At 70.4% G+C, this 19,755-nt stretch carries 20 protein-coding genes; 6 read left to right on the forward strand and 14 right to left on the reverse strand.

Annotation, left to right across the window (positions count from 1 at the left end):
• The first annotated feature begins 130 nt into the window (after positions 1–130).
• On the forward strand, positions 131–559 hold the full coding sequence (locus JKJ07_RS00575; RefSeq protein WP_307834073.1) for a winged helix-turn-helix transcriptional regulator: 429 nt from the start codon (positions 131–133) through the stop codon (positions 557–559).
• Here the strand turns inward: JKJ07_RS00575 and JKJ07_RS00580 are convergent.
• Entirely contained in the window at positions 556–1,689 is a 1,134-nt protein-coding gene (locus JKJ07_RS00580) for a glutamate--cysteine ligase (RefSeq protein ID WP_202989151.1), read from the reverse strand. The genes JKJ07_RS00575 and JKJ07_RS00580 overlap by 4 nt on opposite strands.
• Positions 1,690–1,773: 84 nt before the next feature.
• Here JKJ07_RS00580 and JKJ07_RS00585 point away from each other — a divergent pair, with 84 nt between their 5' ends.
• Positions 1,774–2,742 (forward strand): AraC family transcriptional regulator, encoded by a 969-nt coding sequence (locus tag JKJ07_RS00585; protein WP_202989152.1) that lies wholly within the window; start codon positions 1,774–1,776, stop codon positions 2,740–2,742.
• Between the two features lie 8 nt (positions 2,743–2,750).
• Here JKJ07_RS00585 and JKJ07_RS00590 read toward each other — a convergent pair whose 3' ends face one another.
• A complete protein-coding gene (locus JKJ07_RS00590; RefSeq protein ID WP_202989153.1) occupies positions 2,751–3,143 on the reverse strand; it encodes a hypothetical protein in 393 nt (130 codons plus the stop codon).
• 65 nt (positions 3,144–3,208) lie between these two features.
• Between JKJ07_RS00590 and JKJ07_RS00595 the strand changes: the two genes are divergently transcribed.
• Positions 3,209–3,658: a DUF3592 domain-containing protein gene (locus JKJ07_RS00595; RefSeq protein ID WP_202989154.1), complete on the forward strand. Its 450-nt coding sequence runs from the start codon at positions 3,209–3,211 to the stop codon at positions 3,656–3,658.
• Here the strand turns inward: JKJ07_RS00595 and JKJ07_RS00600 are convergent.
• Positions 3,655–5,106 (reverse strand): MFS transporter, encoded by a 1,452-nt coding sequence (locus JKJ07_RS00600; protein ID WP_202989155.1) that lies wholly within the window; start codon positions 5,104–5,106, stop codon positions 3,655–3,657. The two genes, JKJ07_RS00595 and JKJ07_RS00600, sit on opposite strands and share 4 nt — an antisense overlap.
• Positions 5,107–5,193: 87 nt before the next feature.
• On the opposite strand from JKJ07_RS00600, the gene JKJ07_RS00605 reads away from it, so the two are divergent.
• A complete protein-coding gene (locus JKJ07_RS00605; protein WP_202989156.1) occupies positions 5,194–5,838 on the forward strand; it encodes a TetR/AcrR family transcriptional regulator in 645 nt (214 codons plus the stop codon).
• A gap of 1,719 nt (positions 5,839–7,557) precedes the next feature.
• Here JKJ07_RS00605 and JKJ07_RS00610 read toward each other — a convergent pair.
• Positions 7,558–8,241, reverse strand: a complete 684-nt coding sequence (locus tag JKJ07_RS00610; protein ID WP_202989157.1) for an alpha/beta fold hydrolase — start codon at positions 8,239–8,241, stop codon at positions 7,558–7,560.
• Positions 8,242–8,291: 50 nt separating this feature from the next.
• On the opposite strand from JKJ07_RS00610, the gene JKJ07_RS00615 reads away from it, so the two are divergent.
• The gene (locus JKJ07_RS00615; protein ID WP_202989158.1) at positions 8,292–8,954 is read left to right on the forward strand and encodes a helix-turn-helix transcriptional regulator; all 663 of its coding nucleotides are present in this window, start codon (positions 8,292–8,294) and stop codon (positions 8,952–8,954) included.
• Here the strand turns inward: JKJ07_RS00615 and JKJ07_RS00620 are convergent.
• The 3 genes from JKJ07_RS00620 to JKJ07_RS00630 are packed head-to-tail and all read right to left on the reverse strand — an operon-like array spanning position 8,951 to position 11,807.
• Positions 8,951–9,568 carry a hypothetical protein gene (locus JKJ07_RS00620; RefSeq protein ID WP_202989159.1) on the reverse strand — a complete coding sequence of 206 codons (618 nt, stop codon included), beginning with the start codon at positions 9,566–9,568 and terminating at the stop codon, positions 8,951–8,953. The two genes, JKJ07_RS00615 and JKJ07_RS00620, sit on opposite strands and share 4 nt — an antisense overlap.
• A 26-nt stretch (positions 9,569–9,594) precedes the next feature.
• Positions 9,595–10,263, reverse strand: a complete 669-nt coding sequence (locus JKJ07_RS00625) for a response regulator (protein ID WP_202989160.1) — start codon at positions 10,261–10,263, stop codon at positions 9,595–9,597.
• Positions 10,260–11,807 (reverse strand): sensor histidine kinase, encoded by a 1,548-nt coding sequence (locus JKJ07_RS00630; protein WP_202989161.1) that lies wholly within the window; start codon positions 11,805–11,807, stop codon positions 10,260–10,262. The genes JKJ07_RS00625 and JKJ07_RS00630 overlap by 4 nt, the downstream gene beginning before the upstream one ends.
• A 74-nt stretch (positions 11,808–11,881) precedes the next feature.
• Between JKJ07_RS00630 and JKJ07_RS00635 the strand changes: the two genes are divergently transcribed.
• Positions 11,882–12,826, forward strand: a complete 945-nt coding sequence (locus JKJ07_RS00635) for a Bug family tripartite tricarboxylate transporter substrate binding protein (protein ID WP_307834074.1) — start codon at positions 11,882–11,884, stop codon at positions 12,824–12,826.
• Positions 12,827–12,828: 2 nt separating this feature from the next.
• Here the strand turns inward: JKJ07_RS00635 and JKJ07_RS00640 are convergent, their stop codons facing one another.
• From JKJ07_RS00640 to JKJ07_RS00670, 7 genes are all read right to left on the reverse strand, one after another.
• A complete protein-coding gene (locus JKJ07_RS00640; RefSeq protein ID WP_202989162.1) occupies positions 12,829–14,376 on the reverse strand; it encodes a tripartite tricarboxylate transporter permease in 1,548 nt (515 codons plus the stop codon).
• Positions 14,373–14,870: a tripartite tricarboxylate transporter TctB family protein gene (locus JKJ07_RS00645; RefSeq protein WP_202989163.1), complete on the reverse strand. Its 498-nt coding sequence runs from the start codon at positions 14,868–14,870 to the stop codon at positions 14,373–14,375. Before JKJ07_RS00645 ends, JKJ07_RS00640 begins: the two co-directional genes overlap by 4 nt.
• Positions 14,871–15,884: a Bug family tripartite tricarboxylate transporter substrate binding protein gene (locus tag JKJ07_RS00650; RefSeq protein WP_202989164.1), complete on the reverse strand. Its 1,014-nt coding sequence runs from the start codon at positions 15,882–15,884 to the stop codon at positions 14,871–14,873.
• A gap of 78 nt (positions 15,885–15,962) precedes the next feature.
• Positions 15,963–16,781 carry an NAD(P)H-binding protein gene (locus tag JKJ07_RS00655; protein WP_202989165.1) on the reverse strand — a complete coding sequence of 273 codons (819 nt, stop codon included), beginning with the start codon at positions 16,779–16,781 and terminating at the stop codon, positions 15,963–15,965.
• Between the two features lie 185 nt (positions 16,782–16,966).
• Complete coding sequence (locus JKJ07_RS00660; protein WP_202989166.1) at positions 16,967–17,797, reverse strand: ATP-grasp domain-containing protein; 831 nt, start codon at positions 17,795–17,797, stop codon at positions 16,967–16,969.
• Positions 17,798–17,810: 13 nt separating this feature from the next.
• Positions 17,811–18,356: a hypothetical protein gene (locus JKJ07_RS00665; protein ID WP_202989167.1), complete on the reverse strand. Its 546-nt coding sequence runs from the start codon at positions 18,354–18,356 to the stop codon at positions 17,811–17,813.
• A gap of 52 nt (positions 18,357–18,408) precedes the next feature.
• Positions 18,409–19,752 (reverse strand): serine hydrolase domain-containing protein, encoded by a 1,344-nt coding sequence (locus tag JKJ07_RS00670; RefSeq protein ID WP_202989168.1) that lies wholly within the window; start codon positions 19,750–19,752, stop codon positions 18,409–18,411.
• Positions 19,753–19,755: the final 3 nt, after the last annotated feature.

The raw sequence follows: 19,755 nt of genomic DNA on the forward strand, positions 1-19,755 counted from the left end.
CCGCACCTCGAGGTCGATGCCGTCGAGCTCCAGCACCCGCGGCCTTAGGGGTAACCATCAGTTACCTGGTAACCGTAGGAGCGGTTAGGCTGGCTCGGAAGAGCGCACCTCGCCGAAAGGTGGTAACCCCGTGGTGACTGCCCGCCGGGGCGATCTGTTCGATCCGGCCTGCCCGACGCGGCGGCTGCTCGACCGGGTCGGCAGCAAATGGGTTGCCATGATCGTGAAAGTGCTGGCCGAGGCCGGTCAGGACGTGACGGGCCGCGCCTCGCGATCGGGGAACGAACCGACGGCCGGCCGCGACGAGCTGGGCTTTGCCGAGCTGCTGCGGCGGGTCCCGGGCATCTCGCACAAGATGCTGTCGCAGACGTTGCGCGCCCTGGCGGCCGACGGGCTGGTCGACCGCCGGGTCGAGGATTCGGTGCCGCCGCGGGTCTACTACCGGCTGACGGCGCTGGGACGGTCGCTGGACGAGCCGCTGGCCGCACTGCGCGAGTGGGCCGAGCGGCACATGCCCGACGTGGACGACTTCGCCCGGCGTACGGGGAACCGGTCTTAGCCCGGATGGCCGTCGCGCAGCTCGCGGACCAGGGATGACACCACCGCTTTGAGGCTGCCGTCGTTGGCCGCGGCCACCCGGAGCTGGCGCTGGTAGCTCGCGCCGGCCGAGATGATGTCGCGGATGCGTTCGAGCTCGGCCGTGCAGCCCAGCGACTCGGCGATCGGCGCCAGTGACGGCAGCAGCTGCTCGAGGTCCTTGGTCACCAGCAGCTCGTCGCCGGCCGCGTTCTGGATGATGATCGCCTCCATGCCGTAGCGGGCCGCCCGCCACTTGTTCTCGCGCACGAACCACGGCTGCATCGGGGGCACGCCCCGGCCCGCGTCGAGCTCGCGGGAGAAGTGCTCGACCAGGCATTGGGTCAGGGCGGCGAGCGCGGCGATCTCCCACGCCGTCGGGATGCCGTCGAACGTACGGACCTCGATCGTGCCCCATTTCGGCGACGGCCGGATGTCCCAGCGCAGCTCGTTGAGTTCCTCGATGACGCCGGTGTGCAGCAGGTCGGCGGCCAGCGCCTCGTACTGCGACCATTCGGTGAACTGCGGCGGCAGCCCGGCCGTGGGCAGCTGCTGGAACATCAGGGCGCGGTTGGAGGCGTACCCGGTGTTCTCGCCCGCCCAGAACGGGCTGGACGCGCTGAGTGCCTGGAAGTGGGGCAGATACGTGAGCAGCCCGTCGATGATCGGCAGCACCTTGCGGCGGTCCTCCACCGCGACGTGCACGTGCACTCCCCAGATCATCATCTGCCGGCCCCACCACCGGGTGCGGTCGATCAGCGTGTCGTAGCGCGGCTTGCCCGGCGTCACCTGCTGCCGGAACCATTGGCTGAACGGGTGCGTGCCCGACGAGACAAGATCAATACCCCGAGGTTCCGCGTACGCGCTGACCCGCTCGACCAGGCGCGTCAGGTCGTCGACGGCGTGGCTCACCCGGTGATGCGGCGCACTGACGATCTCGATCGTGTTGGTCAGCAACTCGCCCGTCACATGCGGAAAGCCGTCGGGCGGTCCCATCCGTGCGAGCAGCTCCGGGGCCGCGGGGGCCAGCTCACCGCTGCGCCGGTCGACACAGGCGATCTCCCACTCGATCCCTAGACGCGATCTTTCCGATCGGGCGAAGTCGATTCCCATCGCCTCACTCTACGAACTTGTCCGGCCTCATCCTTCCGGCTGACAGACCTTCGCCGTACGGGGTGAGGGCCGTATCCTGCGCGAGTGTCAGCGCTCGTTCCGATCGCGCGCGCCGTCATGGAGTCGCGTGACCTCGCCGAGGTGCACGACCTGTTCAGCCGGCGTTACGTCGAGCACAGCCCGCGGGTGGTCGGCGACCCGCGCGGCTTCCGGTTCTGGTCCCGCTCGGCCACGGCCGGCGACCTGACCGTCGACCGCGCGCAATACCGGGCCCGGATGGCGATCACCACCGACCCGTTCGAGTCGATCCTGCTCGTCTCGGTGCTCGGCGGCCACTTCGACGTGACCGCGGGCCGGCAGCACTCCCGCGTCGGCACCGGCGGCTCGCTGCTCCTCCCGACCGGCAGCAGCCTCGACCTGATCATGGACAGGACCACGCAGCAGGTCGCCCAGCTGCCCGTCGCGGCCTTCGCGCGCATGGCCGCCCGGTTCGGCGTCGACCCGGTCGACTTCCGGTTCGACGCGATGACCCCGATCTCGGCCGCGGCCAACCGCCGCTGGGCGGCCACGGTCACCTACCTGACCCGGATCCTGTCCACCCCCGGCGACTCCGGCATCCACCCGCTGATGCTGACCGCCGCCGTGGACGCCGCGGCCACGGCCGCCCTGACCGCCTTTCCGAACTCCACCATGGCCGTGGCCTACGTCGCCGGCCCCGGCCCGCTGGCCCCGGCCGTGATCCGCCGCGCGGTCGCCTACATCGACGCGAACGCCGCCGACCCGATCACCCTGGACCACATCGCGGCCGCGGCCGGCATCGGCGTACGCGCCCTGCAGACCGGCTTCCGCCGCCACCTCGACATGACCCCGGTCGGCTACCTGCGCCACGTACGCCTCGAACGCGCCCACCGCGACCTCCAAGCAGCCGACCCCACCAGCGGCGACACGGTGGCCGACGTCGCGTATCGCTGGGGCTTCACCAACCTGGGCCGCTTCGCCGCCAGTTATCGGTCAGCCTTCGGCCGCCGCCCCAGCCAAACCCTGCACACCTGACACCCCGGCTACTGCCCGGCCATCTCGGCGGCAGCCCGCCCCGTGGCCTCGTCCTCCGAGCGCAGCGTCACCCAGCCCAGGTCCTGCTCGACCAGCGCGGCCGCGATCAGGCGCACCAGCTCGGTGGCGCGGGCCGGGTCGACCTCGATGTCGAGATTCCATCCGCTCGCTCCGCCGCCCGCCCCGGTGATCTCGCCGTCCGGCCCCAGCACGCCGGCGACCAGATCCTCGACGTCATCCCGATCGACGTCGTCAGGCAAGGCCCGCCGCCCGACCACCTCGACGAAGACCCGCGGCGGGGCTCCCTCGACCGCGGCCGGCTCCGCCATCAGCTCGCGCGGCAGGCGCAGCGGCGCCGGCATCTCGGGGCCTTCGATCGGTACCGGGGCGGCGTCATCCACGCGTTCGATCCTGCCAGGCCGGGGTGGACGGCGGTTTGTGGACAGGTTCCTTTACCGTTTCGGGCGTGGGGGATGAATCGAGGGGCTTCGAGTATTTCGTGGTCGCGTTGGTCGTGGGGGCGCCGGCGGTCTTCGGGCTGCTGGCGATCGTGCTGGGGGTCCGGCGGCGGCAGCGGGTCCGGCGACTGCTCGCCGACGGGGAGCGGATCACCGCGGTCGTCGACGGGAATCAGCGGATGTCCAACCCGGAGAGCGGCGACACGTTCCGGCCGGTGGTGCGGTTCCGGACGCGTGAGGGTCGCGAGGTGCGGACGGCGCTCGACGGCCGGGCCAGCAACGTGTCGCACCTGACCGAGGAGCCGATCGACATCGTGTACGACCCGGCCGACCCGAAGCGTGCCATGCCTGTCGGTGAGCGCGACGGCGGCATGATGGCGGTCGTGGCCGGCCTGGTCTTCTTCGCCTTCTCGGTCGGCGCCTACGTCTTCGTGACCACTGCGGGCTTCCTCGACTAGCTTCGCGGCACGCTCAGGCCGGCCGCGCCCAGCACCTCGTCCGTCTCCACCTCGGCGACCGTGAGCTTCGGTTCCCGTACGCGGGGAAGTGCCCACGCGACCACGGCGGCGGCCACGAGGGCCAGGCCGGCGCCGGTCATGAAGACCGCGTTGAACTGGGATTCGTGGGGCAGCGCGGCCGGTCCCGCGCCCGGGCGGGTCATCATCGTGATGACGAACGCGGTGCCCAGCGACATGCCGACCGAGCGGGCGATCGAGTTGACGCTGTTGGCGATGCCGGTCTCGGCCGGCGCGACGTGGGCCACGAGCAGGGCGGGCAGGGCCGCGTACCCGAAAGTGACGGCCGTGTTCACGATCAGGGCGCCCACGATGACCTGCCAGGTGGCCGAGTGCAGCGCGGCGAGCAGGCCGAAACCGGCGGCGGCCAGGATCGCCGCGATCACCAGGGTGGCCTTGGCGCCGAAGCGGGCGACCAGCCGGCCGCCGAGGGGCGCGGTGACCACACCGAGGGCCGTACCGGGAAGCAGGTAGACCAGGCTGGCGGCGAGCACGGAGGCGCCGAAGCCGTAGCCCGCGAGCTCGGGCGGGGTCTGCACCAGCGCCGAGACGGCCAGGAAGACGGCGAACATCGAGAAGCCGAGGAACAGACCGGCCGCGTTGGCCACCACGATCGGGCGGTGGCTGAGCATCCGCGGGCTGACCAGCGGGTGGGTGACGCGCCGCTCGTACAGGACGAAGGCGAACAGCACGACGACCGCGGCGGCCAGCGAGCCCAGCACCCGGGCCGACCCCCAGCCCCAGCCGTTGCCCTCCTCGAGCGGCAGGATGAGCAGCACCAGGCCCAGCCCGAGCAGGGCCGCGCCCGCCCAGTCGAGGCGGCCGGTGGCCGCACCGGCGCGACGCGGCAGCTGCCACACGCCGGCCAGGCCGACCACGGTCAGCGCGGTGGCCAGCCAGAACAGGTCGTGATAGTCGCCGCCGTCGCGCATCAGCAGGCCGGTGACGGCCAGGCCGAAGCCGGCGCCGACCGAGAGCATGCCGCTGACCAGCGCCATCGCCCCGGTCAGGCGCTGGGGCGCCAGCTCCTCGCGGAGCACGGAGATGGCCAGCGGGAACAGCCCGAAGCTGGCCGCCTGGGCCACCCGGCCGATCAGCAGCAGCGGGAGGCTCGAGGTGGTGGCGGCGAGCACCGACCCGAGCAGCACGACGATCAGCACGCCCAGCATCACCGGGCGGCGGCCGTAGAGGTCGCCCAGCCGGCCCAGGGTCGGCGTGAGCACCGCGGCGGCGAGCAGGTTGGCGGTCACCACCCAGCTGGCCGCGCTGGTGGTGACGCCGAGGTCGGCCTGGATGTTGGCGACGACCGGCACCACGAGGGTCTGCAGCGCCGAGACGAGCAGCACCGCGTAGCAGGCGACGGGAAGCACGAGGCGTGCTTTGAAGGTCATGAGCCCGAACGCTAGACCCGTCGTCCAGCTTTCTCAACACCGTGTCGAAAATTCACGATGTGACGTCGATTGGTTTACAGTCGTCGTGTGCCAGCCATCAAGAGCCGCCGGGCCCCCACCAAAGGCGACCAGCGTGAGCAGGCCCTGGTCGACGCGGCCCGGGCCGTGTTCCGGGAGAAGTCGATCGCCCAGGTCACGATCGACGAGCTGGCCGGGGCGGCCGGCATCGCGCGCTCCGGGTTCTACTTCTACTTCGAGTCGAAGCAGGCGCTGCTGGCCGCGCTGGTCGATCAAAACCTGGCCGAGGCCGACCTCGAGATGGCCGAATGGCTCGCCGCCGACGGCATCGACCGCGACGCGCTGCGCCGGGGCCTGACCGCGGGGCTGGCCCGCTGGAAGGCCGACGGCCGCTGGCTGCGCGAGGCCTTCATCACGCCCGACCCCGGCCCCGAGGTCAAACACGTCCGCGACCGGCTGATCGACCAGGGCTGCACGCTGTTCAGCAAGCGCATCGAACGCGACGCGCAGGCCGGCCGCACGGTGCCCGGCCCGCCCGACCTGATCGCCAAGATGGCCGTCAACCTGCGCAGCATCACGTTCGCCGACGCGTACGCGAATCCCGGCGCCCACAACGAGGACGAACTGCTCGACACCTTGACCGACGCCATCCTGCGCCTGGTCTACGGCGTGACCCCAGCCGCCTACGACGAGGACGCACCAACCGCGGCGTAACCCCAGCCGCCTCCGACACAGACCCGCTGAACGCCGCGTTCGGGTCAGCCCTCACACCACCGCCTGGCCGTTCGTCCGAGTTGTCAAGGTCGCTGAGCAGCCACCGCCTCCCCCGCCCGCAGAGACGAGCGGCAAGCCACCTTGGCGCCAGAGCCACATCGGGCACCAGATGTTCGCGACTTTAGGCACCACTTTGGCGATACTGCCCGCCACGACGTCCGTGAGAACCGGCATCACAGGCTGGCGCCCGACGGTCCACCTGGAGCCGCTCACGCTACGGGCACGCGATCGTGAAACCACTCTGAGTGCGAATACGCGGATCTGCCGATGAGCGTGTCTTGGTCATATCGGCGCGAGCCATTCCGGGTGCTCTATCCTGAGGCCGTTGCGTGGGTGCGCTGCGTTTGTTTCTGCTTTTGTCGAGCGTGTTGTTTTCTGCTGTTTGGTGGGCGACGTCGGTGATTCAATGGTGCGTTTCGGGTTCGGTCGGTGTGTCGGCGTCGCGTAGTTGTTGATAGTGCCGGCTGGTCATCATGGTTCGGTTTCGGCCGGTGGCCGCGGTTCTGGCGCGTGAGACTGGCTCGGTTCGCGGGAGCGGGTCGGCGGGCGCTGTGCACCGGGCTCGCACGTCCGGCTTGAGTCGCGAGTATGGCTTGCGCTCGGCCGTCATCATGCAGAACACCCTCGGCCCTCTCATCGCGCTGCTGCTGGGCGGCTGGGGTGACAGTCTTGTAGGTTGCGGCCTCGCTTGAAGCCGACGACGCATCTTGGAGTGCGGGTGCGGCCCGCGTGACGGGCGCGGCTTGCGTTATGCGCGCGGGAGTGTTGCTGGGCGTTGGCTGTGCAAGCGAGGCAGCGGACACCTGACCAGCGGCAACCGGTTGATCCGCCGAACGCGGCGCAGCGCACTGCCGGTCGTGATCACCGGCTGCCGCGACGGCCGGTTCGGCGGTCTGGTTCGTGCGGCGCACCGCCGCGACGTCTGCGCCCGGCGCCGGCGCTGACGGTCGTGCGCAGCTGGCCCCTTCCGGCCAGATCAGCGGCGGGATCGCCGCGACCTGGTCATGCAGGCCCAGCTCGGCGCACCGTTCGGAACAGCCCTGCGACCGGCACAACTTCCACCCGTGCCGCCGGGCGAGGCCCCACCGCCTCTGACGCGCGTGCTCACGGCGAAACTCATCCCCCGACGGAGAATAGTTCCGCTTTTTCGTACGATCCCGCATCGCAGCAGTCACCGGCCGGGTGAAAAAGGAAAGCTGCTGGTACCGCATGCCAACAATTATCCCCGCCTCCCATATTGCCCACCAACAAAAGATCATGCCATTCTCGAATGGCTTTCGCGGCGACGAGGGAACTGTAACAACACTTGTTACATGAAGCGTGTAAGGATGCTCGCTGAGTCCCCGGTCGATGTTGCACGACATCCGGATCTGCCGCAGACAAGGCGTGCACTACCTCAGATGACCTCACCGTGCGTGAACGAGGCGCCGGCCGACGAAGCGGGAGCAAGTCCCACTGGCAGGGCCCAAACTTGCGAACACGATAGGTTAGATCTTCGTGGCGCCGAACTCGGCGACATCTGGTGCCCAACTTACGAACAAACCACTACCTCGCCGTCAAGCTACGGCCCGAGTTGTCGGCAGCGCGGGTTTCCATGAAGCTCCGCTGTGGACAGGTTTGATTTCTCGGTAAGGGCGGGACGAGCAACGGAAGGCGCGGTCAAAAAGCTTCCGGCGTGTTCTCTACCGCGAGGAACTGATTAATCAGATCCGCCAAAGCCTTAGGGTTCTCCAGCATCGGCAGGTGGCCGGTGTTCAGGTGGTAGGAGGCGCCGCCCTTCTGCTGGGCTGAGCGGCGTTGCACGGCGAGCGGCAGCTCGCGGTCCCGGTCGGTGAAGACGTAGCCGCGCGGACCGCTCCACGAGTGGTCGCCGACTCGGTCCCGATAGAGCGCGGCCGGCTCGGGGACGAAGTCGGCGATGAGCCGCTCGGTGACCTGGCCGTCGAGGCCGTGCGCGAGACCCCCGCGGATGGCCGAGGCCGGCGGTCGCGTCCCGGCCAGCCGCATCACCGCGCTGAGCACCCAGCGGTTCGGCGCCGGCATCGACGACAGGAACGAGCCGCCGGGCCGGGGGATCACCGCCGACACAGCCAGGAAGCCGCTGACCCGCTCGGGGGCCAGTCGAACGACCTCGGCGCCGACAACGCCGCCGGCCGAGTGGGCGACGATCGCGAAGCGGCCCTCGGGCGCGGAGGCCAGTGCGGCTTCGGCGTAGTCGCGCAGCCCGGCGCCCTCGAGCGAGGCCGGCCGGGCGGCGACCCGGGAGCCGGTGGCCAGCTGGGCTCGGACGTCGTCCCAGATCCAGGACGGGAGGCCGGCGCCGCTGAGGAAAAGGATGCTCATGCCCACCATCCTCTTGGGCACTGATGTCACCGTCATGTCACTATTTGCCGATGAACCGCACCGATCGGCTGTACGCGTTGCGCGAGGAGCTGCGCAGGGCCGGCCCCGCCGGGCGTACCGCCGAGCGGCTGGCTGAAGTGTTCGAGGTCAGCACGCGCACGATCAAGCGGGACATCGCGGCCCTGCAGCAGGGTGGTTTCCCGGTCTGGGCGCGGCCGGGGCCGGGCGGGGGTTACGTCGTCGACAAGGCCGCCACCCTGCCGCCGATCAACTTCACGGATGCCGAGGTTGCGGGGCTGGCCGCCGCCGTGGCTGCGCATCGGGGGCAGCCGTTCGACGGCTATGCCCGGGCGGCGTTGGTCAAGGCCCTGAGCGTGATGGACACTCAGGCCCGCAAGCGGGCCACCCTGGTCAACGATCGGGTCTGGATCGACTACACCGACCCGCCGAGTGACGCCCGCATCCGCCGTACGGTCGAGCGCGCGCTCCACGAACGACGAGTGCTGGTCGTGGACGACGTGCGGGTCGACCCGGTCTTCCTCGCCCGTACGGATGGGTCGTGGTTCTTAGTGGGGCGCGCCGGCGGGGTCATCAAGTGGTTCCGCCTCGAGAGCATCACCGCCGCCCGGCTGACCCGTGAACCGTCGGTCGTCATCCCGGTCGAGGAGATCGGCATCCCGCCCGTCACGGCCAAGGCCAGCGCCGACTTCTAGCCCGAGCACTGCGGCGAGGCGTAGCGGCCGCGCTGGACGGCGTTCGACAGTTCCTTGCCGCGGAAGGTGATCGAGCAGGTGACCGGGCCGGTGCCGCCCTGCTTGCGCTGGGCCACGATCACCAGCGGGGGCTTGTCGCCGGTGATCCGGAAGGTGTGGCGCCAAGGCAGCTTGACCTCGCCCTTGCGGATGATGTCGCGGTCCTGGTCGGTGTAGGAGACGCTGGCTACGTCGCCCTTGTTGGTCGAGGTGACCAGATAGACGACCTCGTCGGCGGGCGGCCGCGTGACGTTCTTGGCCGTGACCCGGGCCGGGGCAGCGGCGGCCGAGGCAGAAGCAGCGGCCGACGTGGGAGCGGCGGTGGCCGAGGTGGGAGGAGCGGTGGCCTCTGTCGAAGGAGAGCCGGAGAACGGGTTCAGCAACAGCCCGCCGACACAACCCACCAGGGCCAGCGCAACCAGGGCGAACCACCACCAGCGCCGGTTTCGCTGCGCCGGTGGGGCGTCGAAGAGCGTTTCCGCGTACGGGAAAGAACCGAGCGGTGAAGTGGGTGCCGTCTCCAGCCAGGGGTCGGCGGGTGGAGCGTTCCGGCGATCGTCGTTGCCGTTCGTCACGTCTTCAAGGTAGAACGCGCCGCCAACTACCCGACCCAGCGATACCGCCGCTGCGGGCGCCCCGCCGACCCGTACCGTAAACGCACTTCCGCCTTTCCCGCCGCGACGAAATGCTCCAGGTAGCGCCGCGTGCTGACCCGTGACAACCCGATCCGCTCGGCGCACTCCGCCGCCGACAGGTCACCGTCGCTGGCCCGCATAGCGTCCGCGATCAGCCCCGAAGTATCGGCGGTAAGCCCCTTGGGCAGCGGCGCCGCCGTGGTCCGCAAGGCCACGAACAGGTCGTCGACGTCGGCCTGGTCCACATCGGCCGACGAAGCCAGCCGCCCGTACGCCGCCGCGTACCGTTCGAGCCGGTCCCGCAGCACGTCGAAGGTGAACGGCTTGAGCAGGTAGTGCACGACTCCCCCGTGCAGCGCCGTCCGCACGGTCTGCACGTCCCGGGCCGCCGTCACCGCCAGCACGTCGGGCCCGTCCCCGCCCGCACGCAGCCGCTTGAGCACCTCGAGCCCGCTCAGATCAGGCAGATAGATGTCCAGCAGCACCAGATCCGGCCGCAGCGTAGCCACCTGATCCAGCGCGTCAGTCCCCGTGTGCACAGTGCCGACCGTCGTGTAACCCGGAACCCGATCGACGTACCCCCGATGGATCCGGGCCACCATGAAGTCGTCGTCCACCACCAGCACCCGGATCACGACGACGCCCCCAACCGGGCCGTGAAAGTCGACCCCGACACCCGTACGCTCCCCCCGCGGTGCACGCAGATCAGCCGGATCATCGCGAGTCCGAGCCCGTGATGCCCCTGCTGCGCGTCCTTGGTGCTGTAGCCCTGCTGGAAGACCCGCTCGGCCAGGTCGGGCGCCACCCCCGGCCCGCTGTCGGTCACCGTCACCACCACCTCGCCGCCCTCCTCCCGTACGGTCACCGCAATGGACCCGCCCGGCGCGAGCGCGTCGAAGGCGTTGTCGATCAGGTTGCCCACCACCGTGACCAGGTCGGCCGAGAGCCGGTCGTCGACGGGCGGCAGGTCGGTGCCCTCGCCGATCGACAGCGTCACCCCCTGCTCGCTCGCGAGACTGGCCTTGGCGATCAGCAGCGCCGCCAAAGCCGTGTCCCGTACGACCTGAGTCACCTCGCGGTCGAGGCTCTCGTGCAGCTCGCTCGTGCGCGTGATGTAGCGGACCACCTCGTCGTGCTCGCCCAGCTCGACCAGCCCGGCGATGGTGTGCAGCCGGTTGACGAACTCGTGGGCCTGCGCGCGCAACGTGTCGGTGGTGTGCCGGCTGACGTCGAGCTCGCGGCGCAGCGCGGTCAGCTCGGTGCGGTCGCGCAGGGTGGTGACGGACCCGACCGTACGGTCGCGCATCACCACCGGCTGCCGGTTGAGCACCACCACCCGGTCGTCGCTCAGCACCACCTGGTCGACGCCCTCGGAGCGGCCGGTGAGCACGTCGAGCAGGGCCGGTTCGAGCCGCTGCTCCTCCAGCGAGCGGCCGACCAGGTCGGTGGGCATGCCGAGCAGCCGGATCGCCTCGTCGTTGGCCAGCGTCACCCGATGCGCCGAGTCGGTGCCGATCACGCCCTCCTTGATGCCGTGCAACATGGCCTCGCGGTGCTCGACCAGCCCGGCGATCTCGCGTGGTTCCAGGCCCAGGGTCTGCCGTTTGACCCGCCGGGCCAGCAGCAGCGAGCCCCCGACGCCCAGGGCGATGCCGAGCACCAGGTACGTCACCAGGTTCGTGACCGCCGTGCCGAGCTGCTCGACCAGGGTCGGATAGGTGCGCCCGACGATGATCAGCCCGATGAACGCGCCGGTCCGCTCGTCGAGCACCGGCACGTGCGCGGCCAGCGACTTGGCGCCGTCGGTGATCACGCCGACCCACGACCGTCCGGTCAGGCCGGTGCTCTCCCCCATCGGCGCCGCGCGGCCGGCGTCGGGGCCGGTCACGATGATGCCGGCGGCGTCGGCCACCACCACGTACGAGGCTCCGGAGACGGCCCGGGCGCTCTCGGCGACGGTTTCGAGCGCCTCGCGGCCGAGCGGGTTGTCCAACCCCAGCCGTACGGTCCGGTTGATCGCCGTGTTCTCGCCGACCGAGCGCAGCCGCTCCCCCTCGACCCGCCGGAACGACGCGTCGGCCTCGGCGATCGACACCGCGGCGACGGCCCCGACGACCAGCAGGACGATGGCCAGCTGCAGCAACAACAGCTGACCGGCGAACGACAGTCGATGCCGCACGTGACGCCTCCTTGCCGAGTGTGGGACCGTCCACAGCACAATGTTTCCGGGCGGTGAACGCAAGGGGGTAAACGGTGCGAAGGCGGACGATGCTGAGCGCCGCGCTGGCCGCGGCCCTCGCCGGTTGCGCCCGGCCCCGCGACGACCTGCGGCTGATGGCGCCCAATCCGCCCGGCAGCGGTTACGACATCACGGCCCGGGTGCTGGCCCGCGCGCTGGAGTCGTCGGGCGTCGCGCGCGGCGTCGAGGTGTTCAACCTGCCCGGCGCGAGCGGCGTCGTCGGGCTGCGCCGGCTGGCCTACGAGCACGGCAACGGCCACCTGGTCATGCTCATGGGCCTCGGTCTGGTCGGCGCCGAGCTGGCTGCCGGTCAGCCGCCCGTCCTGCCGAGCACCACACCGGTCTGCCGCCTCGTGCAGGAGCCGGCCATCGTCGTCGTGACACGCGATTCCCCGTACGGGAGCCTGGACGAGCTCGTCGAGGCCTGGCGCGCCGATCCCGGCCTGCGCGTGGGCGGCGGCTCGGCCGTGGGCGGCCCCGACCATCTGGCCGCGATGCTGTTCGCCGAGGCGGCCGGTCTCTCCCCGGCCCGCGTGGCCTACACCCGGCACGACGGCGGCGGCGACCTGCTGGCCGCGATCCTGAGCCGCCAGGTGGCGTTCGCGCTGTCGGGGCTGAGCGAATACGCCGACCAGATCGAGTCGGGACAGCTGCGGGCCCTCGCCGTGACCAGCGAGCGTACGGTCGGCCGGTTGGCGGTGCCGACCGTACGCTCGGCCGGGCTCGACGTCGTCGTCGGCAACTGGCGCGGGCTGATCGCGCCACCGGGACTGCCGGCGAGGGACGCCGAGGCGATCCGGTCGCTGTTCGCGGAGGTGGAAGCATCCGCGGACTGGGTGGGGGCCCGCGACCGGTTCGGCTGGACGGGTGCCTATCTGGCCGGTGACGACTTCCGCCGGTTCATCGCAGACGAGAGCCAACGGGTGGCGCGCGTCCTCAACCGGCTGGGCGTCACCTAGTTTCAATCCTCCTCCGCGAAGGTCAGCCGCTTGGTGTCGGTGGAGCGGCCCCGCAGCCGGGCCACGATCCGCGGCAGATACGGCACGAGCAGCGCCACGACGACCAGTCCGAGCAGGATCGCGGTCAGCGGGCGAGTCACGAAGACGGTCAGGTCGCCGTTGGAGACCAGCAGCGCCCGGCGGAACTGCAGCTCCATCATCGGCCCGAGGATCAGGCCCAGGATCACCGGCGCGATCGGGAAGTCGAAGTGCCGCATCCCGAAGCCGATCACCCCGATCCCGTACGCGATGAAGACCTGGTTGACGCTGCCCGTCGACGCGTAGACACCGAGCGTGGCGAAGACCAGGATCCCCGCGTACAGGATGGGTCTGGGGATCTGGAGGACCTTGACCCACACGCGGATCAACGGCAGGTTCAGGGCCAGCAGCAGCACGTTGCCGACGTAGAGCGAGGCGATCAGCGCCCACACCAGCTCGGGCGAGCGGTCGAAGAGCTGCGGGCCGGGCTGCAGGTTGAAGATCTGGAACGCCGCCAGCATCACCGCCGCCGTGGCCGAGGTCGGGATGCCCAAGGTCAACAGCGGCACCAGTACGCCGGAGAACGCCGCGTTGTTGGCCGCCTCGGGGCCGGCGACCCCCTCGATCGCGCCCTTGCCGAACTCGGCCCTGTTCTTGGCCCGATGCTTCTCGTACGTGTAGGACAGGAACGTCGGGACGTCGGCGCCGCCGGAGGGCAGGGCCCCGAACGGGAACCCGACCGCCGTGCCGCGCAGCCACGGACCCCACGAGCGCCGCCAGTCGTCGCGGGTCAGCCAGCCTTTGCCGCTCGACCCCGGTTCCAGCGGCGTGATGTGCTCGGGCAGGCTGCGCATCCGGCTCGCCACGAACAGCGTCTCGCCGATCGCGAACAACCCGACGATCACCACCACGACGTCGATGCCCTCGAGCAGCTCCATCGTGCCGAACGTGAAGCGGGCCTGGCCGGTCAGCCCGTCGATGCCGATCACCCCGAGGAACAAACCGAAGATCAAGGACAGCAGACCCCGTACGAGGGAACGCCCCACCAACGCCGTGACGGCCACCATGGCCAGCAGCGCCAGCGCGAAGTAGTCCGCCGCCCGGAACGTCGTGGCCAGCTTCGCCACCGGCTGCGCGAACAGGCTCAGCAGCAGGGTCGAGATCGTGCCGGCCACAAAGGAGCCGATCGCCGCCGTGGCCAGCGCGGCCTTGGCCCGTCCCCGGCGAGCCATCTGATAACCCTCGATGGCCGTGGCCACCGACGCCGACTCGCCCGGGGTGTTGAGCAGAATCGAGGTGGTGGACCCGCCGTACATGGCGCCGTAGTAGATGCCGGCGAACATGATGAACGTGCCGATCGGGTCGTCCAGGCTGAACGTGACCGGCAGCAGCAGCGCGATGGTGAGCGCGGGGCCGATGCCGGGCAGCACGCCGACGAAGGTGCCGAGGGTGACGCCGATGGCCGCGAAGAGCAGGTATTCCGGCTGCAGGACGGTGCCGAAGCCGGAGAGCAGGTCGCCGAAGACGTTCACAGCGGGAACACCCCCGCCGGCAGGAAGATGTCGAGCAGGCGGGTGAAGCTGAGGTAGATCGCGATGGGCAGGACGATCGCCACGATCACGTCGCGGAGCAGGTTTCGGCTGCCGAGGACGCGAGCGGTGACGACCGTGAACAGGGCGGCCGAGACTACGAATCCGGCGTATTCCAAAGCGATCGCGAAGCCGGCCAGGGCGGCCAGGACGCCTAGCGGGGCGAGCCAGCCGGGCCTGTCTGGCTCATGTTCCTCGCCTGCCCGCGCCTCCTCCTGCGCCTCGGGCCGGGGCCGCAGCTGCATGATCAAGTGGACTGCGGCCGCCACCACCCAGGCTGACGTTATGACAACCGGGGCCAGGCGCGGTCCCTGCAGGCCGAAGTCGCCCTCGGCGCGCACCGCCGACCACAGCAGCAGCCCGCCGACGATGAGAAGGGCCGCCGCCAGAAGTGTCTGGGAATTCCAGCGGCGGCCCGGCTCGGTGCGGACCGTCATCTAGCCCAGCCCGATGTCGGTCAGGACCGTCGTGATCCGCTCGTTCTCGCTGGCGAAGAAGGCCGACGCCTCGTCCCCGCTCTTGTAGAAGTCCTCCCAGCCCTGCGCCTTCATCGCGGCCGTCCACCCGGCCGAGCCGTGCAGCTTGTCGACGAACGCGGTGACCGCGGCCTTGTCCCCGTTGCTGATGCCGGGCGGCGCCACCACCCCGCGCCAGTTCATCAGGTCGACGTCGAAGCCCTGCTCCTTGATGGTCGGCGCGGGCTTGCCCTCCCCCACGTCGACGCCGGTGGCCCCGGAGACGGCCAGCGCGCGCACCTTCTTGGCCGCGACCAGGTCCTTGAACTCGCTCTGCCCCGACACGGCCGCCGTCAGGTCGCCCGCGAGCAGGGCCGCCTTGGCCTCGCCGCCGCCGGAGTAGGCGACGTATTTCATCGCCTTGGGGTCGGCCCCGGCCGCCTTGGCCAGCAGCCCGACGAGGATCTGGTCGGTGCCGCCGGCCGACCCGCCACCCCAGTTGATCGAGGCCGGGTTGGCCTTGGCGTCGTCCATGAGCTGCTTGAGCGTCGTGTATTTGGAGTTGGCCGGGACGACGACGACCTCCTGCTCGGCGGTCAGCGTCGCGATCGGGGTGACCTGGTCGAGCTTGACCGGCGACTTGTTGGCCACCACGCCGCCCACCATGACGAGCCCCATCACCATCAGGTGGTGCGCGTCGCCGCGGTTCTTGCTGACGAGCTGGGCCAGCCCGATCGTCCCCGCGGCCCCGGTGACGTTGTAGACCTCGACCGGCTTGGTGGCCAGCTTGTCGTCGGTCATCGCCTTCTGCATCGTGCGGGCCGTCAGATCCCAGCCCCCGCCGGGCGCGGCCGGCACCATCAGCTGCAGCGTCTTGCTCGGGTAGTCGACCGCCCCGGACGCGTTGCCGCCGCCCGCGGTGTCCTTCTGGCAACCCGCGAGAAGCAGGCCCGCGACCGCGATCGCGGCGAGAATCCGGCTGTGTCTGGTCCGCATGCGCCGATGCTGCTGCCAACAGTGGCGCAGGTCACTCTTACGGTCGCGAAGGTCGTTTTGGCCTTTTTGGTCGCGCCCTCATTCGGCGAACCGATGGCTGTTCGCCGCCGCCCAGTCGGCGAACGCGGCGGGCGGCCGCCCCAGCAGCTGCTCAACGGTCGGGTGCACGGTGGTCTCGTCGATCAGGCCACCCCGATAGAACTCGTGGAACGCGTCGGCGTAGGCCGGGGGAACCCCCTCGCGAGCCTCTTCGTCGGACGGCACCTCCACCGTCAGCGCGCGACCGAGCGCGGCACCCAGAATCTCGGCCCGTTCGGCCGCGGTCAGCGCCTCGGGCCCGCTGAGCCGGTAATACCGTCCGTGGTGATCGGCACTGGTCAGGGCGAGCAGGGCCACCCCGGCGATGTCGGCCGGGTCGACGACGGACAACGCGACGTCGCCGAACGGCTCCCGGATCACTTCGCCGGCCAGGATCTGCGGCCGCCAGCGCAACGCGTTGGACATGAAGGCGTTGGGCTGCAGGATCGTCCACTCGAGACCCGACGCCCGGACGGAGTCCTCCGACTCGAGGTGATATTTGGCGACCGCGTTGTCCCGCTTGCCCGACGGCGCGGACGACGACGACAGCAGGACGACCCGCCGGACCCCGGCCCGGCCCGCGTCGGTCAACGTCTCGGCGAGGCCGCCGTACCCGGCCAGGGTGAAGACGGATTCCACGCCGTCGACCGCTCGTGTGAGGGTGGACGCGTCGTCGAGGTCGCCCACGTAGCCATCGGCACCCTCCGGCAGGTCGCCGCCGCCACGCGATACCGCACGCACCTCGTGTCCGGCGGCGAGAGCGGCCGCCACGACCGCTCGGCCCACATTGCCGGTCGCGCCCAGCACCAGGATTCGCATGCGTCACGTCTAGCACATGGACCAGGCCCGGCGGTGGGTGCGGATGGCTATCCAGTTCTGCCGCATTGCTGCCACCGGCCGGGCCGCTCTTTCCACCATGATGTTCGTGCAGCTCAGCGGCAAGATCGGAGAGCGAAGAACAGGCTTGTAGTTCGGAGATTCGTGCCCGCCACGACCCGGGGGTCCTAATTTTTGTCCAGCGCCATCGCGACGAGATCGGCGGCCGCGGTGGTCGCGGGGCGATCGCTGACCTGCCCGTCGCCGAGCTCGATGACGCGCCACACGCCGTCGGCCCGGCGGGCCAGGTCGACGGTGACGAACGGCAGAGCGAGCCCGGCCACGGCGTCCGCCAACCCGGCCGGCAGCTCCAGCGGCGGCAAGTCGTCGGGGGTGTCCGGATGGGCGGTCACCAGCCGGCACGTCCCGCCGACCCACCACGTACGGGCCTCGGCTTGCTCGAATTTCTCGAAGCGCCGCAACACGAAGCCGCCCGTGAACTCGTCGTCGCGCAGTTCACGCATCCGCTGGGCGACTTTCCACGCCCGTGAAGCGTCGGCCAGATCGGGGATGTACGCGGCCTCGTCCCAGTGGTGCTTCATCGACTTCGTGTAGTCGCGCAGCACCGCCGGCCCCTCCCCCAGCGCCGCCCGGGCCGCCTCGAACGCGTCCCGGCCGTCGCCGCTCGTCCAGCGCGTCTCCGGCGTGAACGCGGCCAGCGCGTCGTACCAGCCCGGCAACTCGTGCGCCCTTCGGTACTCCGCGGCGCCGGTCCGCAGCGTGAGCCCCTTGGTGGCCAGGGCCGCGGCGAACCCGGCGTACGCGAAGGAACTGAGCATCCACCCGCGATAGACAACCGCTTCCCCGTACGCCGGCACCCGCGCGACCGCCCGCTCGGCGTCACCCGCCGCGAGCGCGTCGTGGTCGACCAGCCCCACGACCGGCGCGGCGGCCGCCTCCTCGGCGAAGTGCTCATCAGGCTGGCGGGGACGCAGAACATCGTGCGGGACGAGCAGCATCCGAGGATGGTAGTCAGCCCGCGAAGGCCTTGCGGCGGCACTCCTGAATCTTGGGCGAGTTGTAGTCGCCGTTCGGGCCGACCTCGGTGAGGCCGAACTCGCCGGTGCCGGGGTCGGGCGCGGTCAGCCGGTAACCCGCGTCCTGGGCGCACTTGTACCACTTACGCTGGTTGTCCCTGAACGTCGTGAGGTCGGTGCGCCGCTGGTGCTCCTCGTACGTCTCCGGCTGCTGGGGCTCGCAGGCCTTGTAGACGGCCTTCTCGCGCGCGTCCTCGGTGTAGACGCCGCCCTTGACGATGAGCACCTCGGCGTTGCCCTTGAACTTCGCGCCACCCTTGCGGACGAGGCAGTCCTCCCACGGCTTGGCCATCGCCAGGCGGTCGTCGTCGCTCGCGTCGAACGGGAACACCGGTCGTGGCGCGGCGACTGTGGACGGTGCGACCGGCGCCGCCGACTGCAGGGTGGCGACGCCGGGCACCTCTTCGGTGCCCCCGCCGGCACACCCGGCGGCGAACAGCGTGACGACGACAAGGCAACTGAGCAGGGTTCTGTGCGACATGGCGCGCACCTTCACACACTGATGTCAGGAACCCTTTAGCGTGCGCCGCTCGTCAGTGCCAGGCGTTGTCGAACGCGTCGAGCAGGACCGCGCACGGGCTCGGGTAGTCGCCGCGGTTGTTGACCAGCAGCGACGCGTCGACGTGGATGTGGAACGACATGGCGCAGCTGCGCATCCCCCGGTTGCCGGACTGCGCCCAGACGCCGTTGTGGCCGTGGTACGTGCCGTAGGCGCCGGTGTACGAATACATGCCGACGTTCTCGTCGACCATCAGCTTGCGCGCGGCCGCCGAGATCACCTTGTCGGTGTAGCGGATGTGCGACAGGAACGAGGTGATCCCGTTGGCGGACATGTTGTAGCCGTAGCCGCCGCAGCCGGTGGTGTAGTCGGCCGGGCCCCAGCCGGCCTGGCCGCCGGTCGGGAACGCGTACAGCTTGGTCGGGTTGGGATCGGAGTTGGCGCAGCCCACCGAGGCCTTGGCCAGCTCGAGGACCGGCTTGAGGTAACCGAGGAAAACGATCCCGGTCAGGTAGTCGATCTGCGCCGCGGTGACGTTGGCCGGCGGCGCGTCGTACTGCGGGCTCAGATCCACCCCGTACGCGATCTTCGGCACCATGATCCGGAAGATGCTGAAGTTCATGTTCGCGTACTTGAAGCCCTTCGACCCCGAGTCCTGGCCGATCGCGATGCGGATGTTGTCCCACGAGCCGGTCGACTTGCCGCCGGTCGTGCCGGTGGCGGTCTGGTAGTTCTGCAGCAGGCCACTGGTGTGCGTCATCAGCTGCCGGAACGTGATCTTGTCGACGCCGGCGCCGCGCTTCCAGGCCGACGGCAGCCACGGCCCGATCCCGCTGTCGACCGAGATCTTCTTCTGCTCCAGCAGGCGCAGCACGGCCGCCGTGGTGACCGGCTTGCTGACGCTGGCGATGGTCATCGCCTTGGTGGCCGACTGGGCGGTGACCGGGTTGTCCGGCGCCACCCGCGCCAAGCCGACCCCGGCCTGCCGGTCCAGCTGGCCGTTCTTGCCGATCGAATACGCGTACCCGACGGTCCTGCCGGCCAGCGCGGCCCGCAGGTTGCGCTCGAACCAGGCCATGTCGAACGTCTTGCCCGGCGTGCCGACCTTGCCGGACCGGGGCCGGTCGGCCTCCTCGGCGGTGAGGTCGAGACTGCTCGGATCGGCCGTCCGGGTGGCCCGCTGCAGCCCGGCCAGGGTGCCGTCGGCCGCCAACGCGCGCAGCGAGACGTGCCGGCCGACCTGATCGAGCAGGCGTTGCAGCTCGGGCGACAGGCCGGCGACTGCGGGCGGGCTTGCTTGAACGGCGGGACTCACCGCGACGAGCCCGCCCGCGCCGAGCAGCACTGCGGTGACGACGGCGGCTTTAGTGATGCGCATGTG

Origin of the sequence: Paractinoplanes lichenicola (assembly GCF_016785085.1) — a bacterium.
Taxonomy (GTDB): Bacteria; Actinomycetota; Actinomycetes; order Mycobacteriales; family Micromonosporaceae; genus Actinoplanes; species Actinoplanes lichenicola.